Source organism: Neisseria sp. HMSC056A03 (genome assembly GCF_001815685.1).
GTDB lineage: Bacteria > Pseudomonadota > Gammaproteobacteria > Burkholderiales > Neisseriaceae > Neisseria > Neisseria subflava.
In genome coordinates, this window is sequence record NZ_KV821600.1 from 65064 (window position 1) to 88605 (window position 23542).

Annotated in this window: 20 protein-coding genes and 2 pseudogenes; 8 read left to right on the forward strand and 14 right to left on the reverse strand. The window is 49.2% G+C overall.

Features of this window, described 5'->3' with window-relative positions; genetic code table 11:
- Nucleotides 1-14: 14 nt before the first annotated feature.
- From HMPREF3052_RS03075 to HMPREF3052_RS03095, 5 genes and pseudogenes are all read right to left on the reverse strand, one after another.
- Nucleotides 15-1643: a sigma-54-dependent transcriptional regulator gene (locus tag HMPREF3052_RS03075; protein ID WP_070748449.1), complete on the reverse strand. Its 1629-nt coding sequence runs from the start codon at nt 1641-1643 to the stop codon at nt 15-17.
- The gene (locus tag HMPREF3052_RS03080; RefSeq protein WP_070748451.1) at nt 1636-3222 is read right to left on the reverse strand and encodes a two-component system sensor histidine kinase NtrB; all 1587 of its coding nucleotides are present in this window, start codon (nt 3220-3222) and stop codon (nt 1636-1638) included. The genes HMPREF3052_RS03075 and HMPREF3052_RS03080 overlap by 8 nt, the downstream gene beginning before the upstream one ends.
- Before the next feature lie 69 nt (nt 3223-3291).
- Nucleotides 3292-5595 (reverse strand): DNA topoisomerase IV subunit A, encoded by a 2304-nt coding sequence (parC, locus tag HMPREF3052_RS03085; protein WP_070748453.1) that lies wholly within the window; start codon nt 5593-5595, stop codon nt 3292-3294.
- Between the two features lie 208 nt (nt 5596-5803).
- Nucleotides 5804-7127 (reverse strand): annotated as a pseudogene (locus tag HMPREF3052_RS03090) (MFS transporter).
- Nucleotides 7128-7324: 197 nt separating this feature from the next.
- Nucleotides 7325-8368, reverse strand: a complete 1044-nt coding sequence (locus HMPREF3052_RS03095) for a LacI family DNA-binding transcriptional regulator (protein ID WP_070748455.1) — start codon at nt 8366-8368, stop codon at nt 7325-7327.
- Between the two features lie 251 nt (nt 8369-8619).
- Between HMPREF3052_RS03095 and pgi the strand changes: the two genes are divergently transcribed.
- Nucleotides 8620-10260: a glucose-6-phosphate isomerase gene (pgi, locus tag HMPREF3052_RS03100; protein ID WP_070748457.1), complete on the forward strand. Its 1641-nt coding sequence runs from the start codon at nt 8620-8622 to the stop codon at nt 10258-10260.
- Between the two features lie 171 nt (nt 10261-10431).
- Here pgi and ftnA (HMPREF3052_RS03105) read toward each other — a convergent pair whose 3' ends face one another.
- On the reverse strand, nt 10432-10929 hold the full coding sequence (gene ftnA / locus HMPREF3052_RS03105; RefSeq protein WP_003686798.1) for a non-heme ferritin: 498 nt from the start codon (nt 10927-10929) through the stop codon (nt 10432-10434).
- Between the two features lie 16 nt (nt 10930-10945).
- Nucleotides 10946-11431 (reverse strand): non-heme ferritin, encoded by a 486-nt coding sequence (gene ftnA, locus HMPREF3052_RS03110; RefSeq protein WP_003686837.1) that lies wholly within the window; start codon nt 11429-11431, stop codon nt 10946-10948.
- A 911-nt stretch (nt 11432-12342) separates the two neighbouring features.
- Between ftnA (HMPREF3052_RS03110) and HMPREF3052_RS12025 the strand changes: the two genes are divergently transcribed.
- Together HMPREF3052_RS12025 and HMPREF3052_RS03125 are read left to right on the forward strand one after the other, a co-directional pair.
- Nucleotides 12343-12516: a hypothetical protein gene (locus tag HMPREF3052_RS12025; RefSeq protein WP_224783520.1), complete on the forward strand. Its 174-nt coding sequence runs from the start codon at nt 12343-12345 to the stop codon at nt 12514-12516.
- 257 nt (nt 12517-12773) lie between these two features.
- Complete coding sequence (locus HMPREF3052_RS03125; protein WP_283126946.1) at nt 12774-14051, forward strand: AmpG family muropeptide MFS transporter; 1278 nt, start codon at nt 12774-12776, stop codon at nt 14049-14051.
- Between the two features lie 73 nt (nt 14052-14124).
- On the opposite strand, the gene raiA is transcribed toward HMPREF3052_RS03125, so the two are convergent.
- The 7 genes from raiA to HMPREF3052_RS03160 all read right to left on the reverse strand — a co-directional run bounded on the left by raiA (nt 14125) and on the right by HMPREF3052_RS03160 (nt 19498).
- Nucleotides 14125-14439, reverse strand: coding sequence for a ribosome hibernation-promoting factor, HPF/YfiA family (raiA, locus tag HMPREF3052_RS03130; protein ID WP_070748459.1), 315 nt, complete (start codon nt 14437-14439; stop codon nt 14125-14127).
- Nucleotides 14440-14488: 49 nt separating this feature from the next.
- A complete protein-coding gene (rpoN, locus tag HMPREF3052_RS03135) occupies nt 14489-15844 on the reverse strand; it encodes an RNA polymerase factor sigma-54 (RefSeq protein ID WP_070748461.1) in 1356 nt (451 codons plus the stop codon).
- Nucleotides 15845-16026: 182 nt separating this feature from the next.
- Nucleotides 16027-16761 carry an LPS export ABC transporter ATP-binding protein gene (lptB, locus tag HMPREF3052_RS03140; RefSeq protein WP_070748463.1) on the reverse strand — a complete coding sequence of 245 codons (735 nt, stop codon included), beginning with the start codon at nt 16759-16761 and terminating at the stop codon, nt 16027-16029.
- 70 nt (nt 16762-16831) lie between these two features.
- Entirely contained in the window at nt 16832-17362 is a 531-nt protein-coding gene (lptA, locus tag HMPREF3052_RS03145; RefSeq protein ID WP_070748465.1) for a lipopolysaccharide transport periplasmic protein LptA, read from the reverse strand.
- Nucleotides 17343-17924: an LPS export ABC transporter periplasmic protein LptC gene (gene lptC / locus HMPREF3052_RS03150; protein ID WP_070748467.1), complete on the reverse strand. Its 582-nt coding sequence runs from the start codon at nt 17922-17924 to the stop codon at nt 17343-17345. The genes lptA and lptC overlap by 20 nt, the downstream gene beginning before the upstream one ends.
- A complete protein-coding gene (locus HMPREF3052_RS03155; protein ID WP_003686818.1) occupies nt 17921-18457 on the reverse strand; it encodes a KdsC family phosphatase in 537 nt (178 codons plus the stop codon). The genes lptC and HMPREF3052_RS03155 overlap by 4 nt, the downstream gene beginning before the upstream one ends.
- Nucleotides 18458-18523: 66 nt before the next feature.
- Complete coding sequence (locus tag HMPREF3052_RS03160; RefSeq protein WP_070748468.1) at nt 18524-19498, reverse strand: KpsF/GutQ family sugar-phosphate isomerase; 975 nt, start codon at nt 19496-19498, stop codon at nt 18524-18526.
- A gap of 134 nt (nt 19499-19632) precedes the next feature.
- Between HMPREF3052_RS03160 and tal the strand changes: the two genes are divergently transcribed.
- The 5 genes and pseudogenes from tal (at nt 19633) to HMPREF3052_RS03185 (ending at nt 23443) form a co-directional block, all read left to right on the forward strand.
- The gene (gene tal / locus HMPREF3052_RS03165; RefSeq protein WP_070748469.1) at nt 19633-20688 is read left to right on the forward strand and encodes a transaldolase; all 1056 of its coding nucleotides are present in this window, start codon (nt 19633-19635) and stop codon (nt 20686-20688) included.
- Between the two features lie 246 nt (nt 20689-20934).
- Nucleotides 20935-21294: an immunity 8 family protein gene (locus HMPREF3052_RS03170; protein ID WP_002221979.1), complete on the forward strand. Its 360-nt coding sequence runs from the start codon at nt 20935-20937 to the stop codon at nt 21292-21294.
- Nucleotides 21295-21358: 64 nt separating this feature from the next.
- Nucleotides 21359-21565 (forward strand): annotated as a pseudogene (locus HMPREF3052_RS03175) (hypothetical protein); the annotation flags it as partial.
- A gap of 16 nt (nt 21566-21581) precedes the next feature.
- On the forward strand, nt 21582-22469 hold the full coding sequence (gene gluQRS / locus HMPREF3052_RS03180) for a tRNA glutamyl-Q(34) synthetase GluQRS (RefSeq protein ID WP_070748473.1): 888 nt from the start codon (nt 21582-21584) through the stop codon (nt 22467-22469).
- Nucleotides 22470-22708: 239 nt separating this feature from the next.
- Complete coding sequence (locus HMPREF3052_RS03185) at nt 22709-23443, forward strand: LytR/AlgR family response regulator transcription factor (protein WP_049348785.1); 735 nt, start codon at nt 22709-22711, stop codon at nt 23441-23443.
- Nucleotides 23444-23542: the final 99 nt, after the last annotated feature.

Sequence of the window (23542 nt, forward strand, 5' to 3'; positions counted from 1 at the left end):
GCCGTCTGAACGTTTTAATTGATGTCCAAGCGTTCCATGCGGTAGCGCATAGAACGGAAGCTGATGCCCAAAAGTTTGGCGGCTTGGGTGCGGTTGTAACGGGTTTGCTGCAAAGCCTGCTCGATGATGCTACGTTCCACTTGATCGAGGTAATCCTGTATCTGCATGGTACGCGGATCAAACGGCGGAATGGGGCTGTGATTGAGTGTAGTTTCGCGTGCGTCAGGTTCGGCAATATCGTCAAAAGAGAAGCCGCTGCGTTCAGCCTTAACCTGTGGGGCATTTTGAATCTGCAAGTCGTCCACTTGTATCACTTGGCCGACCGTCAACGCAACGGCGCGTTCGAGGATGTTTTCCAACTCGCGGAAGTTGCCGGGATAGCTGTAATGCAACAGGGCTTCTTGGGCTTTCGGGCTGAGTTTGTAGGTTTGATTGCCGTGACGGTGTTTGTACAGCAAATACAAAATCAGCGCGCCTAAGTCTTCGCGCATTTCGCGCAAAGGCGGCATGTGCAGGGTGACTACGTTGAGGCGGTAATACAAGTCCTGACGGAATGCGCCGCTTTCAACCAAGGCTTCGAGGTTTTTATGGGTTGCACAAATAATGCGCACATCCACAGGGGTTTCCCGCGCATCGCCGATACGGCGCACGGCTTTTTCTTGAATGGCGCGCAGGAGTTTGACCTGCATGGCAAGCGGCAGATCGGCAACTTCGTCAAGGAACAAAGTGCCGCCGTCAGCGTGTTGGAAAAAACCTAAACGGTCTTGATCCGCGCCGGTAAAGCTGCCTTTTTTGTAACCGAAAAATTCGCTTTCCATCAGGTTTTCAGGAATGGCACCGCAGTTGACGGCAATAAACGGTTTGTCGGCACGGTCGGACAGTTCGTGAATCGTGCGCGCCGCCTGCTCTTTACCCGTACCGGACTCGCCGGAGATATAAACGGGAACAAGGCTGTGGGCCAATCTGCGAATCAGGTGGCGCACTTCGACCATTTGCGGCGAGGTGCCCAACAGGCGAGGCATATCGTCCTCGCCTTCCAATATAGGTGCGTCTTGTTGCAGAGCAGGATTGATGTTACTGGCCAAAAAACGCTCTTTTAAGGAATTGAGTCCTTCCGGAACAGTCAAAGGTCGGTTAAATTCACTCTGTACGCTCTTAGGAGGCGTAACAACAGGCTTGGCCGGCTGAGGTTCGGGTTTATACAGGGCGGCAGAAACTGGCGCAGGCTGCGATTTGACTTTTTCAGACGGCGTGGGTTCGGCAGTATTGTCTGAAACCGATACTGCCGATTTAACCAATGATCGCAACTGCGACAGCGTAATCGGTTTTTGCAGATAATCAAACGCCCCTGCTTTCAAGGCTTCAACGGCTTGGTCGGCATTGCCGAAGGCCGTAATCACGGCGACGGGTGTGTCGAGCATCAACTCGTCGATGTATTGGACAACCTCGAGGCCGGAGCCGTCGGGCATACGCATATCGGTCAGCACCAGCGAATAATCGTTGTTGCCCAGCTTGTCTTTGGCTTCTTCAACACCAGCCGCAGTATCGACGCGCAGACCCATTTTCATCAGGGTCATTTCCATCAGGTCGCGGATGTCTGCCTCGTCATCAACAACCAAAACCGGCTCTTGCAATTTATTCATCCCGCGCCTGCTCCTTCGGTAAAATCAATTCAAACCCGTTCATTTCAGGGTGATAATGCAGCTGCCCCATATTGGCGTGTGCCAACTCGCGTGCGACGTAAAGCCCCAAACCGGTGCCTTGTTTTTCGGTAGTGTAAAACGGCTCGAACAAATGATTTCGTACATCAGGCGGCACGCCTTTGCCGTTGTCCGCCACTACGATGGAAATATGCATCCTGCCGCTAGGGCGGATAAGGACGGTAATGGCGTTTTCGTCCTGACGGCTGTGTCGCCACGCATTGTTGCACAAGTTCCACATCACTTGCTGCAAGTGCATAGGATCGACCAATACGGTCAGATTGTTGCCGTCCATATTCATGCGCAGACAGCCGATGGCATCGGGATTGTTCAAGGTAAATTCCTGCTTGAACTCCAACCAGAATTTCATCAGATTAATCGGCTGGCGGCTGATGTTGTCTCGTTTGTTAAACAGGGATACGTCTTCCAACATCTTGTCGATGCGTTGGATATTGCTGTCGATGATGTTGTAGAGCTTGGCCTTGAGCGCGTCTGCCTCATTGCCCTCTTGCAACAAATCGCTGGCATGACGGATGGCGGACATCGGGTTGCGGATTTCGTGGGCAAGGTTGGCAGTCAACTGTCCGAGCGAAGTCAGCTTGGTGGACATGGCCTCCGCAGCCACTTCACGCAATGAGCGGACGTACAACATCAGCAGCTCGGTTTGCTCCTGAATCAGCGGAACGGCACGGACGTGCATGGCGTGTTGGAAAATATGGATATCGGTTTCAAAAGGTTTGTCGGGTTGACGCTGCCAGCGTGCGACCAGTTCGCCAAACACGATTTCCTGCTGATCGATAATCAAACTGGGGAAATAGATTTTTGCCTGCTTGTTAAACAGCCACACGCGTTGGGTCGCATCAATCACCACAACCGCTTCCTGAACGCGGTTCAAAACCAAATGGTTCAAGCCGCTGATACGGCGGTATGCCAGTTGATGGCGGCTGGCGGACTCTGTAGCCTGCTCCAAATAACGGGCGGCAAACGATGTCAACATTGCCACCAGATAGCCTGCGCCGATCAGCATCAAAGAATTCGCCATTGATTTCGCGTCCCAATTAAACGAATCGAAACGCATACTGCCGTCTAAAAACAGGTTCAAAATAAACAACATTGCCGTATAACCTGCATACAGCATGGGATAATGGCCATAACTGAGCAGACACGACGTAGCAACAAACGGCAAAACCAAAATCCCGAAACCGGAAGCCGTACCGCCGGAGATATACACCAAAACCATCATCATGGTGATGTCGACCACGGCGCTGGCATTGGGCAAATCCAAAGACTGCCACTGCCAGCCCGGACGGAACACGGAGAGCATAATCAGGAAGAAATACAGCGTTACCCAGATATAAAACGCAACGTCCGGCAACGAAACGCCAATCAGGTTGCCGCCTGTGTAGCTGCTGAACGCGTGCAAAACCAAAAGCGGTAAGACGATGGCTATTCGGGCAATGTTGATTACACCGGGAATCCGCTCCCTCAGATTACCCAGTTCTTGAAGATTGGCTCTGTTCATAAGTGAACCTTTTTTATTATCATGCAATGTCGTATAAATTTAATTTATTTAGATATATTTGTTCTTGTTTCAGGACAAACTTTTCAGATGGCCTGAGATTTCCAATACCTTGCCTTTTTTACCGCGTTTGCCGTCAATATCGGCAATACGCAGTTTTTCCTGATATTCTGCACCGCGTCGGCCGACCGATACAACGGTAAACTCAGGAGAGGTCGTCACCATAATGTATTCCAAAGATGCGCCGTCGGTCAGCGACATCAACTGCAAACCGCGCCCTTTGGGCATGACTTTGAGTTCGCCGATGGAAAACGCCAAGAGACGGTGGTCGCTGCTGGCCAGTACGATTTTGCAGTCAGGATTGATGAGCGAAGAGGCATAGACGGTAATCGGCGGCAGAACGGTTTCGCCGCTGTCCACAGTCATCACCACTTTGCCTGCTTTCACACGCCCGACCATATCGCCCAGTTTGGCGATGAAGCCGTAGCCGCCGCTGCCTGAAAGCAGGTAATGCTGCTCAGGCTGACCGGTGAGCATAGCGACGGGTTTTGCTCCGTTTTGTAGCTCGATTAAGGATGAAACCGGCACGCCGTCGCCACGTCCACCAGGGATTTCAGCGGCATCGAGGGTGTAAGTTCTGCCCAATGAGTCGAGAATGACAACGGGTAAAACGGTGCGGCCTTCAAGGGTTTGTTTGAGGCGGTCGCCTTCTTTGAACGCGGTCTGGCTCAAGTCGAGGTTGTGCCCGGCACGGCTGCGTATCCAGCCTTTTTCCGACAGAATCAGCGTGATGGGTTCGTCGGCGGTAGTCTGCGTCAACACGGCGCGTCCGGCCTCTTCCACCAGCGTGCGGCGCGCGTCGCCGAACTGCTTCATGTCCGCCTGCATCTCTTTGATAATCAGCTTGCGCTTTTCGTTTTCGTCGCCTAAAAGAATATTCAGACGGCCTTGTTCTTCGCGCAATTCGTTCAATTCTTTTTCGAGTTTGAAACCTTCCAAACGTGCCAACTGACGCAGGCGGATTTCCAAAATGTCTTCGGCTTGGATTTCGGTCAGCCCGAACGCCGCCATCAAATCGGTTTTAGGGTCGTCTGATTCGCGGATGACTTTAATCACTTCGTCGATGTGCAGAAAGACTTTCAGACGGCCTTCAAGGATATGCAGCCGTTTTTCCACTTGGTTCAAACGGAATTTCAGACGACGTGTTACGGTAACGACGCGGAAATCCAGCCATTCCTGCAAAATCGTTTTCAGGTTTTTCTGCGCGGGGCGGTTGTCCAGCCCCATCATCACCAAGTTCATGGACACATTGCCTTCCAGCGAAGTCTGCGCCATCAGCGTGTTGATGAAGGTATCCGTATCGATGCGGCTGGATTTCGGTTCGAACACAAGGCGCACGGGATGTTCGCCGTCGGACTCGTCGCGCACGCGGTCGATTAAATCCAGCATCAGCTTTTTGGTATTAAGCTGGTCTTGGTTGAGCTGCTTTTTACCCGCTTTCGGTTTCGGGTTGGTTTGTTCTTCGATTTCAGCAAGGATTTTGGCGGAATTGGCGTTCGGCGGCAGCTCGGTCACAATCACGCGCCATTGCCCGCGCGCCAGTTTCTCGATTTCGTAACGCGCACGCACGCGCACGCTGCCTTTGCCGGTTTCGTAAATCCGGCGCAATTCGTCCGCCGGCGTGATGATTTGACCGCCGCCGGCAAAATCGGGAGCAGGGATGTATTGCATCAGCTCGGCGGTTTCCAGCGTCGGTTTCTTCAACAGCGCAATCGCCGCCTGCGTGACTTCGTTCAAATTGTGCGACGGAATTTCGGTTGCCATGCCCACCGCGATGCCCGACGCGCCGTTGAGCAACACCATAGGCAGGCGGGCGGGCAGATGCAGCGGCTCGTCAAACGCGCCGTCGTAGTTCGGCACAAAATCCACCGTCCCCTGATTGATTTCGGACAACAGCAATTCCGCAATCGGCGTCAGCCGCGCTTCGGTGTAACGCATCGCCGCCGCCCCGTCGCCGTCGCGCGAACCGAAGTTGCCGATGCCGTCGATTAAGGGATAGCGCAAGGTAAAATCCTGCGCCATGCGCACCATCGCCTCATAGGCGGAACTGTCGCCGTGCGGGTGGTATTTACCCAAAATCTCGCCGACCACGCGAGCCGACTTCACCGGCTTCGCCCCCGCCGTCAAACCCATATCGCGCATGGCAAACAGAATACGTCGTTGTACAGGCTTTTGGCCGTCTGAAACTTCAGGCAATGCGCGGCCTTTAACCACGCTCATGGCGTATTCGAGATAGGCACGTTCGGCGTATTGACCTAACAGCAGGTAGTCTTCGCCGATAGGAGATGGGCTTGGAGCGGAAATGTGTTCTGTCATCAGGATGGTAAAACGAAATAAATTAAAGAGGGATATTGTAAAGCAAAATCGGTAGTCATAGCCAATTTGAGTGATGAACGGTAGTGCGGCGACAATAAGGCTTACCGAATCAGGTCAGCAAATGGAATCCGTTTCGACAAAAAAGGCCGTCTGAAACCATTTCATGTTTCAGACGGCCTTTTCATTTTGGTTTTAAATCAAAACTTCGTTATTCTGTAGTAGCCGGTTTAGCCGCAGTTTTAATGGTTAAGGTCAACGCGGCGGCAATGGCGAGGAAAACACCGGCAAACGTCATCGCGTTGGCAGGGTTTGAACCCAAGAAGGTTTTGTACACCCAGCCGAAAGATACGGTTTCAATCAGCATTGGAATCACAATCATCATGTTCACAATACCCATGTACACGCCGTAACGTTCTTTCGGAATAGAACCGACCATAATCATAAACGGCACGCCCATCATACTTGCCCAACCGACACCGAAACCAATCATCGGGGCAAACATCAGGTATTTGTTGCCGATGTGCGGAATGGTGAGCAAGGCCAGCGCGGCAAGGGTTACGGCAAAGGCGTGAACATATTTGGCGGCATATTTGCGCGCCATCCACATCAGGCCGAAGGCGGAGATAAAGGTTACAACGTTGTAGAAACCGTTTACCAAACCGGTCCATGCAACCGCTTGACTATACGCTTCGGTATTTTCAACAGTCGAATCCCAAACGGATTGGACGATACTGTGGGAAATATATTGCCAGTAGATAAAGAGTGCGTACCATTGGAAGAGATACACCAAAGCCAGTTGCCACAGGGCAGTCGGCATTTCGCATACAGCAACGATAATATCTTTAACAGCATGAGCCGGACCACTTGGTTACGCCTTAACAGCCGCCATTTCCGCAGGACTAGGCTCGCGTTCGGATGTCGATAAAACAGTAACCAAAACCGAACCGATAGAGCAAACCGCACCAATATAGAAGGAACCGAATACCCAATACGGGATACCCGCTTCGGAAGTTTGTTGCAACCAGCCGATTTGCTGGGAGATGTAGAGGGAAACGTTGGCCAGGGTAATACCCAAACCGGTAAACACAGACTGCATCAAGAAACCGGTGGATTGCTGATTGTCAGGAACCGTATCGGCAATAAATGCACGGAAAGGTTCCATTGCGGTGTTGTTACTGATGTCCAAGAGCCACAGCAGCAATACAGCCATCCACAAGGCGGTAACGTGCGGATACAAGAACTAAGCATAAACTGCAACCGATCGCACCAATTAAGAAATACGGACGGCGGCGCCCCAATCCCGGTACCCATGTTCGGTCGCTCATTGCACCAATAATAGGTTGTACGATTAAGCCAGTAACCGGGCCGGCCATATTAAGGTAAGGCAATATACTGGGGTCTGGATTAAGAAAGCTGAAAATCGGATTAATCGCAGTTTGCTGCAACCCGAAGCTATATTGAATACCGAAGAAACCGAAGTTCATCAGCATAATCTGGCGAAGTGTCATCGCCACTTGTGGGGAGATTTTCATAGGAAGGCTACTCCTGGGTAATAAACTATGGAAACAACAAACTCCAATTTCAGCGGTATGACGCTTTTATTATATTTGGGCTGCCCTTTTTACTGAGGCAACTCCGTTTTCAGACGGCCTTTATTTTGACCGTTTGCATGATTCTTATTTTGATGTGTGTTTGTATTGTTTAAAGTTTATTTTCAGGCCGTCTGAAACTATTTATTAATCACAGACTGACGCCAGATGGTTTCCCCAACGACCTTGACTGGCTGAACCGAGCCGGTCGGGTGTTCAATGTGTCGAAACAGCAAATCCGCCGCCATCGCACCCATGCGCAAATAAGGCAACTCTGTACTGGTCAACGGCGGAAACAGCGTCTCCGCAATCGCGCTGTGGTTATCATAGCCGGCAACTGAAACTTGCTCGGGAACCTGCACGCCGCGTGTCCTCAAAATCCCGTACACGCGCACCGCCATTTCATCGTTACCGCAGCAAATTACCATCGGCGGAAGCGGCAAAGACAGCAGCTTCAAAATAGCCGAAATCAAAGACCCGCTGTCGTTGCTGAAGTCAGGATAGCCAGTTTGCACCAAATCAGGATCGAAGACGATATCCGAATCAGCCAAAGCACGGCGGTATCCGGCCAATCTCAATCTCGTCGCTTCCACACCCGGCTGCAAAGTCACATAAGCAATCCGTTTGTGTCCGCTTTGGATAATCCGGCGCACCAAGCCATACTGCCCTGCTTCATCATCCGGCAAAACCGCCGGCGTACCCGCCGAATCAAAGCAGTTGACCAACACCATCGGACAACGGTTGGGCACTTCCGGCAGCAATACTTCCTGATGGAAACCTGCCACATATAAAATCCCCTCGGCACGATGCTCCATAAAGGTACGAATCAGCGGCTCCATCTGACCGGGCTGGCCCGGCTTATTGTCGATGTCGGCAATCATCAGAATCTTGCCTTGTGCGCGAATCTGCTGCTGAATGCCCTTAATCAAGAACATATCCGGTATGCCGTGTCCACCCGTATTTTCGCCTGTCCGCGAAATGGCGCCGGTAATCAGGCCGACCAATCCGGAACGGTGTGACCGCATAATCCGTGCCGCAGAAGACGGGATATAGCCCAAAGCAGCAATCGCTGTTTCTACTTTGGAACGGGTTTTCTCACTGACCGGCGCATCGCCGTTAATTACTCGGCTGACCGTCTTGGGAGATACCCCGGCATAAGCAGCGACATCATAAATTGTAGTCATCTTACGGACCCGCCCCGACAAGATTTCAATAATGTTACACAGGATAACACAGCAGACATCGGTGTCATACCCCCTTTTTTACAGAAACTTTATGATAATCAACCGTTTCTATTGCATTTTGCATACATTTCTTAAACAAAACCGCCCCTACCACCTCCCAAAATTTATCCAAATTTGTTAAACTACAAACAACTACAAAAAGCAGAAAATAGATACCCTGCTTGTTTACCGTTACATACTAAGGAAACGAGATGTCCGCATACTCAGACGCATGGCAGGCCTTGGAAGCCCATCATGCCGATACTCAACACGTTACCCTGCGCGAACGCTTCGCCGCAGATGCCGAACGTTTCAACAATATGCACGAAATTCTGCACGGTTTGTTATTTGATTACAGCAAAAACCGTCTAGATGAAAACACCCTTGATTTATTGTGCAAACTGGCCGAAGCAGCCGATTTGCCACAATATATGCAGGCCATGAGCAGCGGTGAAAAAATCAACACCAGCGAACACCGCGCCGTCCTCCACACTGCCCTGCGCCTGCCTGCCAATGCCAAACCTGTTTACGTTGACGGCGAAAACATCGTGCCCAATGTTCATCACGAACTCAACCGCGCACTCGAGTTCGCACGCCAACTTTTAGACGGCACCCACACAGGCATTACCGGCAAACCGATTACCGACTTGGTTCACATCGGTATCGGTGGCTCCGATTTAGGGCCGCGCATGGCCACACAGGCGCTGCAGCCTTATTGGCAAAACATCCGCGTCCACTTTGTCAGCAACTCCGATGATGCCGACCTGACCCAAACCCTTCTCGGCCTCAACCCAGAAACCACTGTATTCAGCATTGCCAGCAAATCGTTCCGTACACCGGAAACCCTGCTCAATGCCTATGCGGCGCGTACTTGGTATCGCGATGCAGGTTTGCCCGATTCCGGCATCTACCGCCACTTCTGCGCCATTTCTGCCGATGTGGCCGCCGCCCAAAACTTCGGCATCTCCCCCGACAAAGTCTTCGCCATGTCCGACTGGGTCGGCGGCCGCTATTCTGTCTGGTCGCCCATCGGCCTGCCGCTGATGGTTGCCGTCGGCGAAAAAGCGTTCCGCAAAATGCTGGCCGGCGCACACGCGATGGATACCCACTTCTTCGAAATGCCATTCCGCCGCAACATTCCCGTCCTGATGGCGCTCATCAATGTTTGGTACAACAACTTCCAACATTCAGACGGCCAAACCGTTGTCCCATACAGCCACAACATGCGCCTCTTCACACCATGGCTCAACCAGCTCGATATGGAAAGCCTCGGCAAACAGCGTACTTCAGACGGCCAACCCGTTTCCTGCACCACCGGCGGTATTGTCTTCGGCGATGAAGGCGTCAACTGCCAACATGCCTACTTCCAGCTTCTGCACCAAGGCACGCGTCTGATTCCCGTCGACTTCATCGTCCCCATGACCACAGTCTACGGCAACCACCGCCAACACCGCTTTACCGTTGCCAATGCCTTCGCCCAAGCCGAAGCGCTGATGAAAGGCAAAACCTTAGACGAAGTGCAAATCGAATTGGCCGCTCTACCCCAAGACGAACGCGACCGCCTTGCACCGCAAAAAGAATTCCCCGGCAACCGTCCGAGCAACAGCCTGCTCATCGACAGCCTGACGCCTTTCAACCTCGGCATGCTGATGGCTGCTTACGAACATCGTACTTTCGTTCAAGGCGTGATTTGGCGTATCAACCCCTTCGACCAATGGGGCGTGGAATACGGTAAAGAGCTGGCCAAAACCATCGAACCCGAACTCGAACGCGGCACGCCTGCACACGACAGCTCCACCAACGGTCTGATCGCCTTCTACCGCAACTGCAACGCAAGATCGAAGGCCGTCTGAAAATAAAATGCCCGTAAGACAAGCATATCTGCCTATCTTACGGGCATTTCAAAACCTAATCGGCGGTAAGAATGAACCGTTAAAGCACCGCACTTTTAGACAAAAGTAGCTAGATTTTGATATAAAAAAAGGCTAAATCGATAATGACTTAGCCTTTTTCATCAGACTTGATTAGTTGTTTGTTGTTAATGCGCCTAAATCTTTATCAACTAAGAACAAACCTTTACCATCTTCACCAAGAAGATTTAATTTATCCAAAATTCCACTGAATAATTTTTCTTCTTCATGTTGTTCAGCCACATACCATTGTAAGAAGTTAAAGGCAGAGTAGTCTTTCTCTTCAAAAGTTCTACCAACTAATTCATTGATTTTAGAGGTAATTAACTTTTCATGTTCATAAGTTAATTCAAGTACTTGTTTCAATGATGAAAATTGATGAGGTGGTTCATCAATTTGTGTGATGATAGCCAATGCGCCGGTCTCATTTAAATAAGTGAAGAGTTTACGCATATGCTGCATTTCCTCAGCCGCATGCTCTGATAAAAATTTTGCAGCTCCTTCGAAACCTTGTTGTTCGCACCAGGCGCTCATTTGTAAATATAAGTTAGAAGAATAAAACTCTAAATTCATTTGATCATTTAATAGTTTAATCACGCTATTTGATAACATTTTATTTCTCCTATTCTTATAAAGTTTTTAATTCACGATCAATGTAGTAGAGCGCTGTACCACTTTCACCAAGAAGTTTGAATTTATCAACAATACTGTTAAATAATTTTTCTTCTTCATGCTGTTCAGCTACATACCATTGTAAGAAGTTAAAAGTAGAGTAATCCTTTTCTGCAAAAGTACTCTCAACTAACTCATTAATTTTAGATGTCACTAGTTTTTCGTGTTCAAGTGTTGTTTCAAAAACTTCTTTTAATGAAGCGTAATCGTGTTTAGGGGCGTCAATTTTACCTAACAAAGGCATTCCACTGGTTTCGCTCACATAAGTAAACAACTTTTGCATATGTTCCAATTCTTCATCGGCATGACGAAGTAAAAATGCTGCAGCGCCTTCATAACCATGTTTATGGCACCATGCACTCATTTGCAAATAGACATTTGATGAATACAACTCGAGATTAATTTGTTCGTTTAATTTTGCTGTAATTGACTTACTTAGCATAACTAACTCCTTTTCTTAATACGGTTAATAGATGTATCACAATACAAAATTTGTATTTGCGGATGAATTTTACTCATTTTATTGAGAATAGTCAATTTTATTTTATCAATTTTTATTGTAACCCATTAATTTAAAAGGATTTTATAAATAAATCATTCTCATTTGGTTCCATTTAATGAAATGAGTTATCAATATCGCCTTTGCCTAAATTCTCTAGAGAAATGATGAGGTGTTGGAAGGAGAATCGTAGATTTCCAAAGTTTTTTGCTCTCACTTATCAACTCCAAAATACTGGATAAATAGAAAACATGAAAATTCAATGTTTTTTATAGAATTACGCATCAAAGCGATATAGTTTCAAAGTAGGTTATCCTTAATATTTGAATGTGACAATTACCATTTATTATTTAACATAATATACATATTGTTGAAAAATCTACTGGTTAACTTCAATCAGGGAAAGCATGAAGAAGTTAGGAAGTTAGTTGGAAAGTTGATTAGGGTAGATTTTATTCAAATGAAAGACTAGGCTATGAAATCAAAATTTGTGTATAAGTTACTGGTAATTTCAAAGTACCTGTATATTTTAATTTGTATATCAATACCGATCGTTTTTATTTATGAAAGCTACCAAGAAGATAATGTTGATTTTATGATTTATATTCATGCTTTTATTATTTTTTCCATATTGGGTGTATTGACTCAATATTCTATGTCTAATTTTTTTGAAAAGGAAAAATAACATGATTGAACTATCCATTTAGGATCTGGAACTAATTTATGGAGGAGGCTTAGGAGAGAGAATCCTTCAAGGAGGAGCAAATGGTGCATAAATAGGAGGATCAATTGGTGCAGGTATTGGTCTGGGTGTCGGTATAGCTTTTGGCAGTATTCCTGCCGGACCAGCTATTATGGTCGGTGGCACAATTGGTGCTGCTGTTGGTGCTGCAACTGGTATGGGTGTTGCAGCATATGAGTATTACCAAGAAACTCAGCCTAAAGGGACAGTAACGGTCGGTCCGATTTCTGCTTTTGCTGTGGACAAATCAGGAAACGGCTACACTGACGGCACAAATTACCACTGATATTTCTCATCGTTCAAACGATCTCTAGGGGTCGTCTGAAACTTTCTTAACTTCAATTTTATGAATACACCCAAGCAACCCTTCTTCCGTCCTGAAGTCTCCGTCGCCCGCCAAACCAGTTGTTCCAACAAAAGGCCGTCTGAAACTTAATTGGTCAAAGTTTCAGACGGCCTTTATTCAATAAAGATAGCAGAAGCTCATTCGCCATATCCCCCATCTTTGCTACAATATCCCTTTTCTTTTTTATTGATTCCACTATGACCACCGCACCCCAAACCAGCACTTGGCGCAAGATTTTCTCGCGCAGTATGCTGATTTGTATCTTTACAGGCTTCACTTCGGGGCTGCCGCTTTATTTTCTGATCAACCTGATTCCGGCATGGTTGCGCAGCGAACATGTCGATTTGAAAACCATCGGCCTAATGGCACTTATCGGGCTGCCTTTCACTTGGAAATTTATCTGGTCTCCCGTCATTGATTTGGTCAGATTACCTTTTTTAGGACGGCGACGCGGTTGGATGCTGGTTACGCAAATTGGTTTACTGCTGACCTTGCTCATTTACGCCTTCCTAAATCCTGCTCAGCATTTATATGTAATTATGGGCTTATCGTTGGTGGTCGCCTTTTTCTCTGCCAGCCAAGATATTGTATTGGATGCATTTCGCCGCGAAATTTTGTCAGATGAAGAATTAGGCTTGGGCAACTCCATCCACGTCAATGCCTACCGTATTGCTGCTTTGGTACCCGGCTCGCTCAGCTTGATTTTGGCCGACTTGATGCCTTGGCACAACGTATTCATCATTACTGCACTATTTATGCTGCCCGGTCTGCTAATGACCTTATTTTTAGCTAAAGAGCCTGACATTCCACCATCTGTGTCGCGTACATTTACCCAAACAGTCTCTGACCCTTTCAGTGAGTTCTTCTCCCGCAAAGGAATCAAACAGGCCATATTGGTATTGCTGTTTATCTTTCTCTACAAACTGGGCGACAGTATGGCAACGTCTCTGGCAACGCCGTTTTATCTGGACATGGGCTTCAGCAAAACCGACATCGGCCTCATTGCCAAAAATGCCGGCCTGTGGCCTGCTGTGATTGCCGGCATTGCCGGTGGTATTTGGATGTTGAAACTCGGGATCAACAGGGCATTATGGGTTTTCGGCGTGGCGCAATGGGTTACTATTCTAGGCTTTGCCTGGTTGGCAAATTTTGGCAAATTCGAAACCATCACACTAACAGAGCAAATGATGCTTGCGGCTGTGATTGGTGCAGAAGCAGCGGGCGTAGGTCTGGGTACAGCGGCGTTTGTTGCCTATATGGCTCGTGAAACCAATCCTGCATTTACGGCCACACAATTAGCCCTCTTTACCAGCCTGTCAGCCGTTCCACGTACATTTATCAATGCTTCGGCAGGTTATCTGATTGAAGCGATGGGTTACTTTAATTTCTACTGGCTGTGTTTTGCTTTGGGCATACCGGGCATGTTGCTGCTGTTTAAAGTGGCACCATGGAATGGTCAAAAAGTGAGTAACTAGATTGCCAGTCTAAAACTTCTAGTAAAACAAAAGGCCGTCTGAATGTTCAGACGGCCTTTATCATACAAAAACTTTATTCGGCAGCAGGTTTGACAGTACTGCGGACATCGCCGCTTTTTTCTTTATGTTTCAAAACAGCGCGGTCGAGCTTGTCCATCAAAACATCAATCGCGGCGTACATATCCTGTTCAATCGCTTCAACGTGCAAATCTTTGCCTGCCAAATGTGCATCGGCTTCGGCTTTTTGATTGACTTTTTCCACCGAGAGCGTAATGGTCACAGAGATGATGTTGTCGGCGTGGCGATTGATTCGTGCCAACTTGTCAGAAACATAGTTTTTGATGGCTTTGGTAACATCAAAATTCAGACCGGTGATTTTCAGATTCATGATACAGCTCCTTCGGTTGATTAGTCCGTCAAAACGGATCGGAATATATCTACTCGGTAAATTTTCGTTTGTGTGCCGGTGGTATGTCTAATGATTCTCTATATTTAGCGACTGTACGTCTGGCGATTTCAATGCCGCGTTGTTTTAATAATTTGACGAGGGTCTCGTCCGAATAGGGTTTGCTGCTGTCTTCGCTTTCAATCAGCTGACTCAATACGGCTTTGATTGCGCCTTGGCTGAACCCTTCGCCGTCATCATCAGCATTCACTGCCTGTGTGAAGAAATAGCGTAACGCAAACAGGCCGCGCGGGCAAGACAAATATTTCTGATTGGCGGCGCGCGAGATGGTACTTTCCGCCAAACCCAATTCGGCAGCGGCATCTTTCATCAGCATGGGCGACAGGCCGATTTCTCCGAAGATGAAAAAATCTTCCTGATTTTTGACGATATACTCAGCAAGGCGGAGGACCGTGCTTTTACGCAGCTCCAAAGAATCAATACGCTGCTTGGCTTCGTTAATTTTTTCCTTCCACTCCGGTGCACCCTCTTCCGCTGATTTCATCAGGTCGCAATATTCCTGATTAAGCCGCAACTTCGGCCAAGCCGCCTCGTTGCTGATGACTTCCCAGCCATCCTTGCCCTCTTTGACCCAAACGTCAGGCTGAATATAAGGCGTGGGCGTGGCAGAGGCGAAACCGTAGGCCGGATAGGGATTGAGCTCGGCAATCATATCGAGCGCGGCTTCTATGGTTTCGCTGTCGGTATCGGGATAGAGTTTGCGGAAACGCAGAACGTTTTGTTTGCGGTTTTTGCCTAAGTCTTGAAGCGAACTTTGCACCAAATGCGCGGCCATTTGTCGGGCAGGAGAAGCCGGCAAACGCATCAGCTGCAACATGAGCGACTCGGTCAAATCCGCCGCCGCCACGCCGGGCGGATCAAAGGTTTGCAATACATCCAGCGCATTTTGCAGGGCTTCTTCGTCCAGCATCCATTCTAACGGCGTGTGGTCGATGATTTCTTCGAGGCTGTCGGTAAGGTAGCCTTGTTCGTCCAAAAAATCAATCAAGACATGAACATAGGCTGCTTCCACTTGCGAGAGCGGATGCTCGCACACTTGGGCATGCAGATAGTGTTTGAAATCCTCTTCTTCGGCGATGTTGCTCCAAATATCTTCGGCATCGTCGCCGCTCAACTGCTGACCTGCGCGCGGCATGGTGACGGCACGATTGAGCCCGCTATCGGCAAACTCATCGGTTTCCGGACGCTCAAGCAGAGGATTGTCTAACAACCAGTCTCCCACTTCGCGCTCAAGCTCAAGACCCGACATCTGCAAGATGCGCAAAGACTGCTGCAGCCGCTGGTTGAGCTGCTGAGTCTGTTTGAGTTTAAGGACGAGTGAAGACATAGTGTTTTTTCGAAGTGTATGGATAGTTTTTCAGACGGCCTTTGTACGGAGGGCCGTCTGAAAAACTAGGTTATCGGTATTATATTTGTATTCTTAGTAATTATTTCAATATTTATAGCTACCCTCAATTGAAATGAGAGCCTCGTGTGAAACCGGTTTTACAATTACCGTCAAATATGCATTCAATATTTGAAATTTTCACCCAAGTAAACCGAACGGACTTGTTCATTATTGACCAAATCATCCGGCTTGCCTGAAGCCAATACAGTACCGTCGCTGATGATATAGGCACGGTCGCAGATGCTGAGGGTTTCGCGTACGTTGTGGTCAGTAATCAATACGCCGATACCGCGTGATTTGAGGAACTCGATGATTTTCTGAATATCGATGACAGCAATCGGGTCAACGCCGGCAAAAGGTTCGTCCAACAAAATGAAACGCGGCTGCATGGCCAACACGCGCGCGATTTCGACACGGCGGCGTTCGCCACCGGACAAGGACGGCGCAGGGTTGTTGCGCAGGCGCTCGATGTTCAAATCGGCCAACAGTTTTTCAAGTTCGGCATCGATGTGGCTTTTGTTCTTCATGCTGATTTCCAAAATGGCGCGGATATTTTGTTCCACGGTCATTTTGCGGAAAATCGAGGCTTCCTGCGGCAGATAGCCGACGCCGAGGCGGGCGCGCTCGTGAATGGGCAGGTGGCGCAACTCTTGTCCGTCCAGCATCACGCTGCCTGCATCGGCGGCAATCAGGCCGACAATCATGTAAAAGCTGGTGGTCTTACCCGCGCCGTTGGGGCCGAGCAGGCCGATGACTTCGCCGCTTTCGATTTCAAGGGAGAAGCTTTTGACGACTTGGCGTTTTTTGAAACTTTTTTGCAGGTTTTGAACCACAAGACGGCTGTTGTTTGCGCTCATATTCTGTTGACTTTCGATATTGACCTCAGGCCGTCTGAACCTTTTTCAGACGGCCTTTTTGTGTGTTTTCTTATTTGTTTTTCTGCGTGCTGGACGGCTGGATGACAACGCTGACGCGGCCGGATTTGGCGGCGGATTTCACACCGGATTTGGCGCTGCCGTTGATGGTGTAAACCTCGGTTTTGGTGTTGTAAGTGATGACCGCACCTTCGGCCACATCGCCGCCGCGCTGTACTTTGGCATTGCCGGTCAGGGTAACCAGACTGGCGGCGGAAGAATACGTGACGGTATTGGCTTGGCCGTTGACCACGCCTTTGCCGCTGTCCAACTCTTGGCTGAATTTGACGGGCGAGCCGGTGGCTTTCATCAACTGCTCGCTTTTGTCGTTGCGCGAAACGGTTACGCTGCCGGCGCGGATATTGAGCGTGCCTTGTTTGATGATAACGTTGCCGGAAAAGGTGGTGCTTTGGTTGTTTTGGTCAAGCGAGCCTTGGTCAGCTTCGATTTGAATCGGCTGCTTGCTGTCGCTTTGCAGGGCAAAGGCCGGGCTGGCGGCAAAAACGGCAACAAGGGCTAAGGTTTTACAAATTTTTTGTATCATAAATTGTGGCTTTCACTTTGGAAGGGAAATTCAGCAAACCGGTTTTGTGGTCATAAGTCATGCCGTTTGCCTGACCGCCGGACTGTCCGTATTGGAAAGTAACGGGGCTGTCGGTATGGGCGTATTGCGCCTCGGTATCGACATTTAAACGTTCAGTTTTGACGATGCCGGCCAAACGCTTGGCATCTGCCGCTTTGTTTAAGACAACATTCTGTTCAAAAACGACTTTCTTATTTTGAATATTGTACGCGGCCTTGTCGCTGCCGACTTCGTACAGCAGGCTGCCGTCGCGGTAAAACGAAAGATGCGGTTTGCCCAAATGCACATCCGCGCTATTGGGATATTGGACGGCATCGACCGCGCTCAGGTTTTCTTTCAGACGGCCTTCTTGGTCAAAACGTTTGCCGTTGATGCCTTTCATAGCATATTGCGGCTCATTCGGATTGAGGACGACTTCTTCGACTTGCACTTCGCTAATGCGGCCGAGCCACGCCGCCAATGCGCCGAGTGAAACGGCCAACACCAGCGGAAAGGCGATTCCGTAACGCCATCTGATTTTCATCGTACATACTCTTTCAAAGCAGGTTCAAGCGTACCTTGCGCCTGCATAATCAAATCGCACACTTCACGCACCGCGCCTGCGCCGCCGGAACGTCGGGTTACATAATGGGCGTATTGCAAAGTAAACCAATGCGCTTCAGGGACGGCGACTGCCAATCCGCAACGCACCATCACGGGCAAATCGACAACATCGTCGCCGACAAAGGCGCACTCATGCTCCTCCACACCGGCCTGTTCGCGTAATTGGGCGTAGGCGGCACGTTTGTCGTGAATACCTTTGAAGTAATAGTTGATACCGAGCTGCTTCACGCGGATACCGACGGAAGGCGCATCGCGGCCGGTAATAATTGCAGTTTGCACACCGCTGGCCTGAAGCATTTTCAATCCGTGTCCGTCTAAAGTATGGAACGATTTGATTTCTTCGCCGTTGTCTCGGATAAAAATACGGCCGTCGGTCAAAACACCGTCCACATCCAGTATCAGCAGTTTGATACCTAAAGCGCGTTGTTGCAGGTCGGAAGAGAGGTTTTGCATAAGGTTTCCTTATTTCAGACGGCCTATTCTAGCATAAGGCCGTCTGAAAACGTTTTTGCCATCGATTCAGACAATCCGTGCCATCAATAAATCGTGCATATTCAGCGCACCAATCAATACGCCGTTTTCTTCGACCACCAGCAAACCGTTCACATGGCCGCTTTGCATGGCTTTCAAAGCTTCGGTGGCAAGGCGGTCGGCAGAGATGGTTTTCGGCGAAGCATGCATGATGTCGTCCACTTTCAAACCGGCAAAGCTGTCACGTTCTTGAAACAGACGGCGCAAGTCGCCATCGGTAAACACGCCTTTCAGACGGCCTTCGGCATCGGTTACCGCCAACATGCCCAAACCTTTTTCACTCATGCGGACAATGGCTTCTTTCAACGGTGTACCCAACAAAACGGCAGGCAGGGCTTCGTCTTTGTGCATAATATCCGCCACACGCATCAGCAGGCGTTTGCCCAAACTACCGGCCGGATGGCTCAATGCGAAATCGTCGGGCGTAAACGCTCGCGCCTGCAGCAATACCACCGCCAGCGCATCACCCAACGCCATCACGGCGGTCGTACTGGAAGTCGGTGCAAGGCCGAGCGGACAGGCTTCTTTGGAAACCGCCGCGGTAATATGGATATCGGCATGACGAGCCATGGTGGAAGTCGGATGGGCAGTGATACAAATAAGCGTGATGTTTTTGCGTTTCAACGCCGGAATAATCGCCGCAATTTCATCGCTTTCGCCTGAATTGGAAATGGCAACCACGACATCGTGGTCCACAATCATGCCCAAATCGCCGTGTGCCGCTTCGGCAGGATGGACGAAAAACGCAGGCGTGCCCGTCGAAGCCATGGTTGCCGCCATTTTGCGGCCGATGTGTCCGGACTTGCCCATGCCGGTAATGACAACCCTGCCCTTGCAGTGCAACAACGCTTCCGCCGCACGGACAAAATCATGGTCCAAAGCCGCCGCAATTTCATGCAAACCTTCGGCTTCCGTATCCAATACATCACGCGCCCAGTCGAGATAAAGTGTGTTTTCCGCCATCAAAGCCACCTTTCGTGCTTGAATTTAGGTTTGTTTTGCCCAAATTAATCGGCTGTAAACTGTTCAAATTCATCGAATCGGCGTAGCATTACCGCCACTTCACAAACAAACCTATTATGTAAAAGGAATCTGAGATGACTATTTTATCGGACGTTAAAGCATTAGGACAACAAATCTGGTTGGACAATCTCTCCCGTTCGCTGGTACAAAGCGGCGAGTTGGCAGAAATGCTGAAACAAGGTGTGTGTGGCGTAACTTCCAATCCTGCCATTTTCCAAAAAGCCTTTGCCGGAGACGCGCTGTACGCCGATGAAGTAGCCGCGCTCAAACAACAAGACCTAACCCCGAAACAACGCTACGAAACCATGGCGGTTGCCGATGTGCAAGCCGCTTGCGACGTGTGCCTTGCCGAACACGAATCCACCGGCGGCAAAACAGGCTTCGTCAGCCTCGAAGTTTCGCCTGAACTATCCAAAGACGCACAAGGCACGGTTGAAGAAGCGCGCCGCCTGCACGCCGCCATCGGCCGTAAAAATGTCATGATTAAAGTACCGACAACCGACGAAGGCATCGAAGCGCTTGAAACCCTTGTTTCAGACGGCATCAGCGTTAACCTAACCCTGCTCTTCTCCCGCACCCAAACCCTCAAAGCCTATGCAGCCTACACGCGCGGCATTGCCAAACGCTTGGCAGCCGGACAAAGCGTTGCCCATATCCACGTCGTCGCTAGCTTCTTCATCTCCCGTGTGGACGGCGCGCTGGACACAACACTGCCCGACCACCTCAAAGGCAAAATCGCCATCGCCCTTGCCAAAGCCGCCTACCAAGACTGGGCGCAATACTTCGGCAGCCCGGAATTTGCCGCGCTGGAAACCAAAGGCGCAAACCGCGTGCAGCTTTTATGGGCATCTACCGGCGTGAAAAACCCGGCCTATCCCGACACGCTCTACGTTGACAGCCTGATCGGCGCGCACACCGTCAACACCGTCCCCGACGCCACGCTCAAAGCCTTTATCGACCACGGCACGGCCAAAGCCACGCTGACCGAAGGCGCGGACGAAGCACGGGCGCGGCTCGCCGAAATTGCCGCGCTCGGCATAGATGTCGAAACCTTGGCGGCGCGTTTGCAGGAAGACGGTTTGAAACAGTTTGAAGAAGCGTTTGAAAAACTGCTCGCACCGTTGGTTTAAACTTTTCATCCCCGATGCCGTCTGAAAGGCTTTCAGACGGCATCGCCCTTTTGACCGGACACAGTGCGGCATATCAAGGATTCGCCCTAAAAATATTAATCAACAAGAAGTTAATGCACGACTTTACCCACCAACACAAAAGGAAATAGAATCATGGCAAAAGCACTCGAAATCATTTCACCCAATGAAATTTATTCAGATCTGATTTTTAAGGATCCGGTATCTCCCCATACTATTGAATATAAAATGATTAACCTAGAATTGAAAGCCATCAATCTTTACGATTGTGCCTTTGAAGATTTCGTTCCCGAAATCAAAGACAATTTTTGTGTGGGAATTGATTTAGACATAGGAACTGATGATAGTGATGCTGCAGATATATTTTCTGTTCGCATATGCTCTCCTAAATGGATTTTGCATAATTGTTTCCAAAATCAAAGGGTTAAATGGGGAGCGGGTATGATGATTATGAATGAATTTAATCATTCTGTTATTAAATCGGAAATTGAGAAAATTCTTAAAGAATGTTCAAAAGAAACTTGGGAAAAGTCATTGACTTATTTACTTCGTTTTTTTTCGTGGGAATTTGAAGATTATCAGTGCTAATTAAATCAAAAACAGCGAAACCAAAACTTTTTCGCTGTTTTATTTTTCCATAAACTTTTCAAAATATACAGAATTGACGAAACTGGTTAGTAGAAATGCAAGTAATGAGAGAATTGCAGATAGAGCCTTTGATTTTTTCTCGCCTGCTCTTATGGATGATTCAGCTACCGAAGAGCAATATAATGCCCTATATGATTTAACCTTGCTTGAAGAGCTCGGGATGGAACTGAATAAAGATGAGATAATGGCTTTGATTAATAGTCTTAAATAAAGGGGCTGTACCAGATATGTACACAGGACGTTTTGCCCCCAGCCCGACCGGGCTGCTCCACATCGGCTCGCTGCTGACCGCCGTCGCTTCCTATGCCGACGCGCGCGCTCATCAGGGCAAATGGCTGGTCCGCATTGAAGACCTTGACCCCCCTCGCGAAATGCCCGGCGCCGCTGCCGACATTTTGCGCACGCTTGAGGCTTTCGGTTTTGAGTGGGACGGCGAAGTCGCCTATCAAAGCCGTCGTTACGACCTGTATCAAGACACACTCGACCGCCTCAAAGCAGCCAGGCTGGTGTATCCCTGCTATTGCAGCCGCAAAGACTGGCAGGCGGCGGCAACTCAGGGCGCAGACGGATTTGTGTATAACGGCCGTTGCCGCAATCCTCAGCAAAGACCCGACACGCAAAACAAAACGCCGGCATGGCGTATTCAAGTTCCCGATCGCATAATCGGTTTTTCAGACGGCATTATCGGACAATACGCACAAAATCTGGCACACGACATCGGCGATTTCGTCCTGCTTCGTGCCGACGGCTATTGGGCCTATCAACTTGCCGTGGTTGCCGACGATGCCGATCAAGGCATAACGCATATTGTCCGCGGTCAGGACTTACTCGTTTCCACGCCGCGCCAAATCTATCTGCAACAATGCCTCGGCGTTCCCACGCCGTCCTACGCCCACCTGCCGCTATTGACCAACAGCCAAGGGCAAAAGTGGTCGAAACAAACCCTTGCCCCGGCTTTGGATTTGAATCAAAAAGAACAGCTTCTCCGCCAAGTCCTAACCTACCTCAACCTACCCGATGCCCCCGCCGTAAACCGTCCGCAAGATTTACTCGATTGGGCGGTAGCGCACTGGCAAATGGGCAAAATCCCAAAATCGTCCATTATCACGAAATGAATTAGCACGATTACAACAAAATTACTCTAGGTATTACAATATTTCATAAAATTATGTAAGTAATCTTCCGATTCATTCCAAACCATGCCCAAGAAGCGAAAAATCATGTATATTTCAAAAATTTCCTAAAATTGTCACAAACTGATAATTTCAAGGTTGTAACAACATACGGCTGACGCGTTATTGAGGATGACAAAGCGCGGCAGATCTCCCACGATACAACAAAAAGAAATACCGCTATGCCAAGTGCCATTATTGTAGAAGACGAAGTATTAGCAGCAGAACGCTTGCGTGTATTATTGGAAGAATGCAATGTCGTACTGCTTAACGTCTTTCACCATGCCATGCCAGCATTGGAGTGGCTGAGTGTCCACGAAGTCGACATCGTCTTTGCCGACATCGGCATGCCGGAAATCGACGGTCTCGAGTTTGTCGAACGCATCAAGCGTACCGCCAAACGCCAGCCGGAAATTGTATTCACCACAGCCTACGAAGAACACGCCCTGCGCGCATTCGAGCTGGCTGCCGCAGACTATCTGCTCAAACCGATCAAAATGACCCGCCTGCAAACCGCGCTTGACCGCATCATCGAGAAAAACCGCGAAAAAGCAGACAGTTTCACCCATTTCAAAGTGTACAACCGCGAGCGCATGGTTGAAATCCCCTGGCAACAGGCGCGTTATCTGATGGCGGAACACAAAACCGTCTATCTGTTTACCGGCGATGGTCAAAGCTTCGAATTACCGAAAACATTGGTTTACTGGGAAGAATTGCTGGGCGACAAAGTCATCCGCATCCACCGCAACGCCCTCGTCTTCCGCCACACCCTCGACAGCCTGATTCGATTGGACGATGACGAAAACGACGAATACGCATCCACATGGGGCGCAAAAATTCTCGATATTCCGACCCCGTTGCCCGTCAGCCGCCGACAACTGTCCACCCTGAGGAAAATCATTAAAAACAGCATCTAACAATGCGCTCCTTGATTGGCTCTCTTTAAATCAAAGGCCGTCTGAAAAGATATTTTCAGACGGCCTGACACCTTTGCAAAATTCCCCAAAATCCCCTAA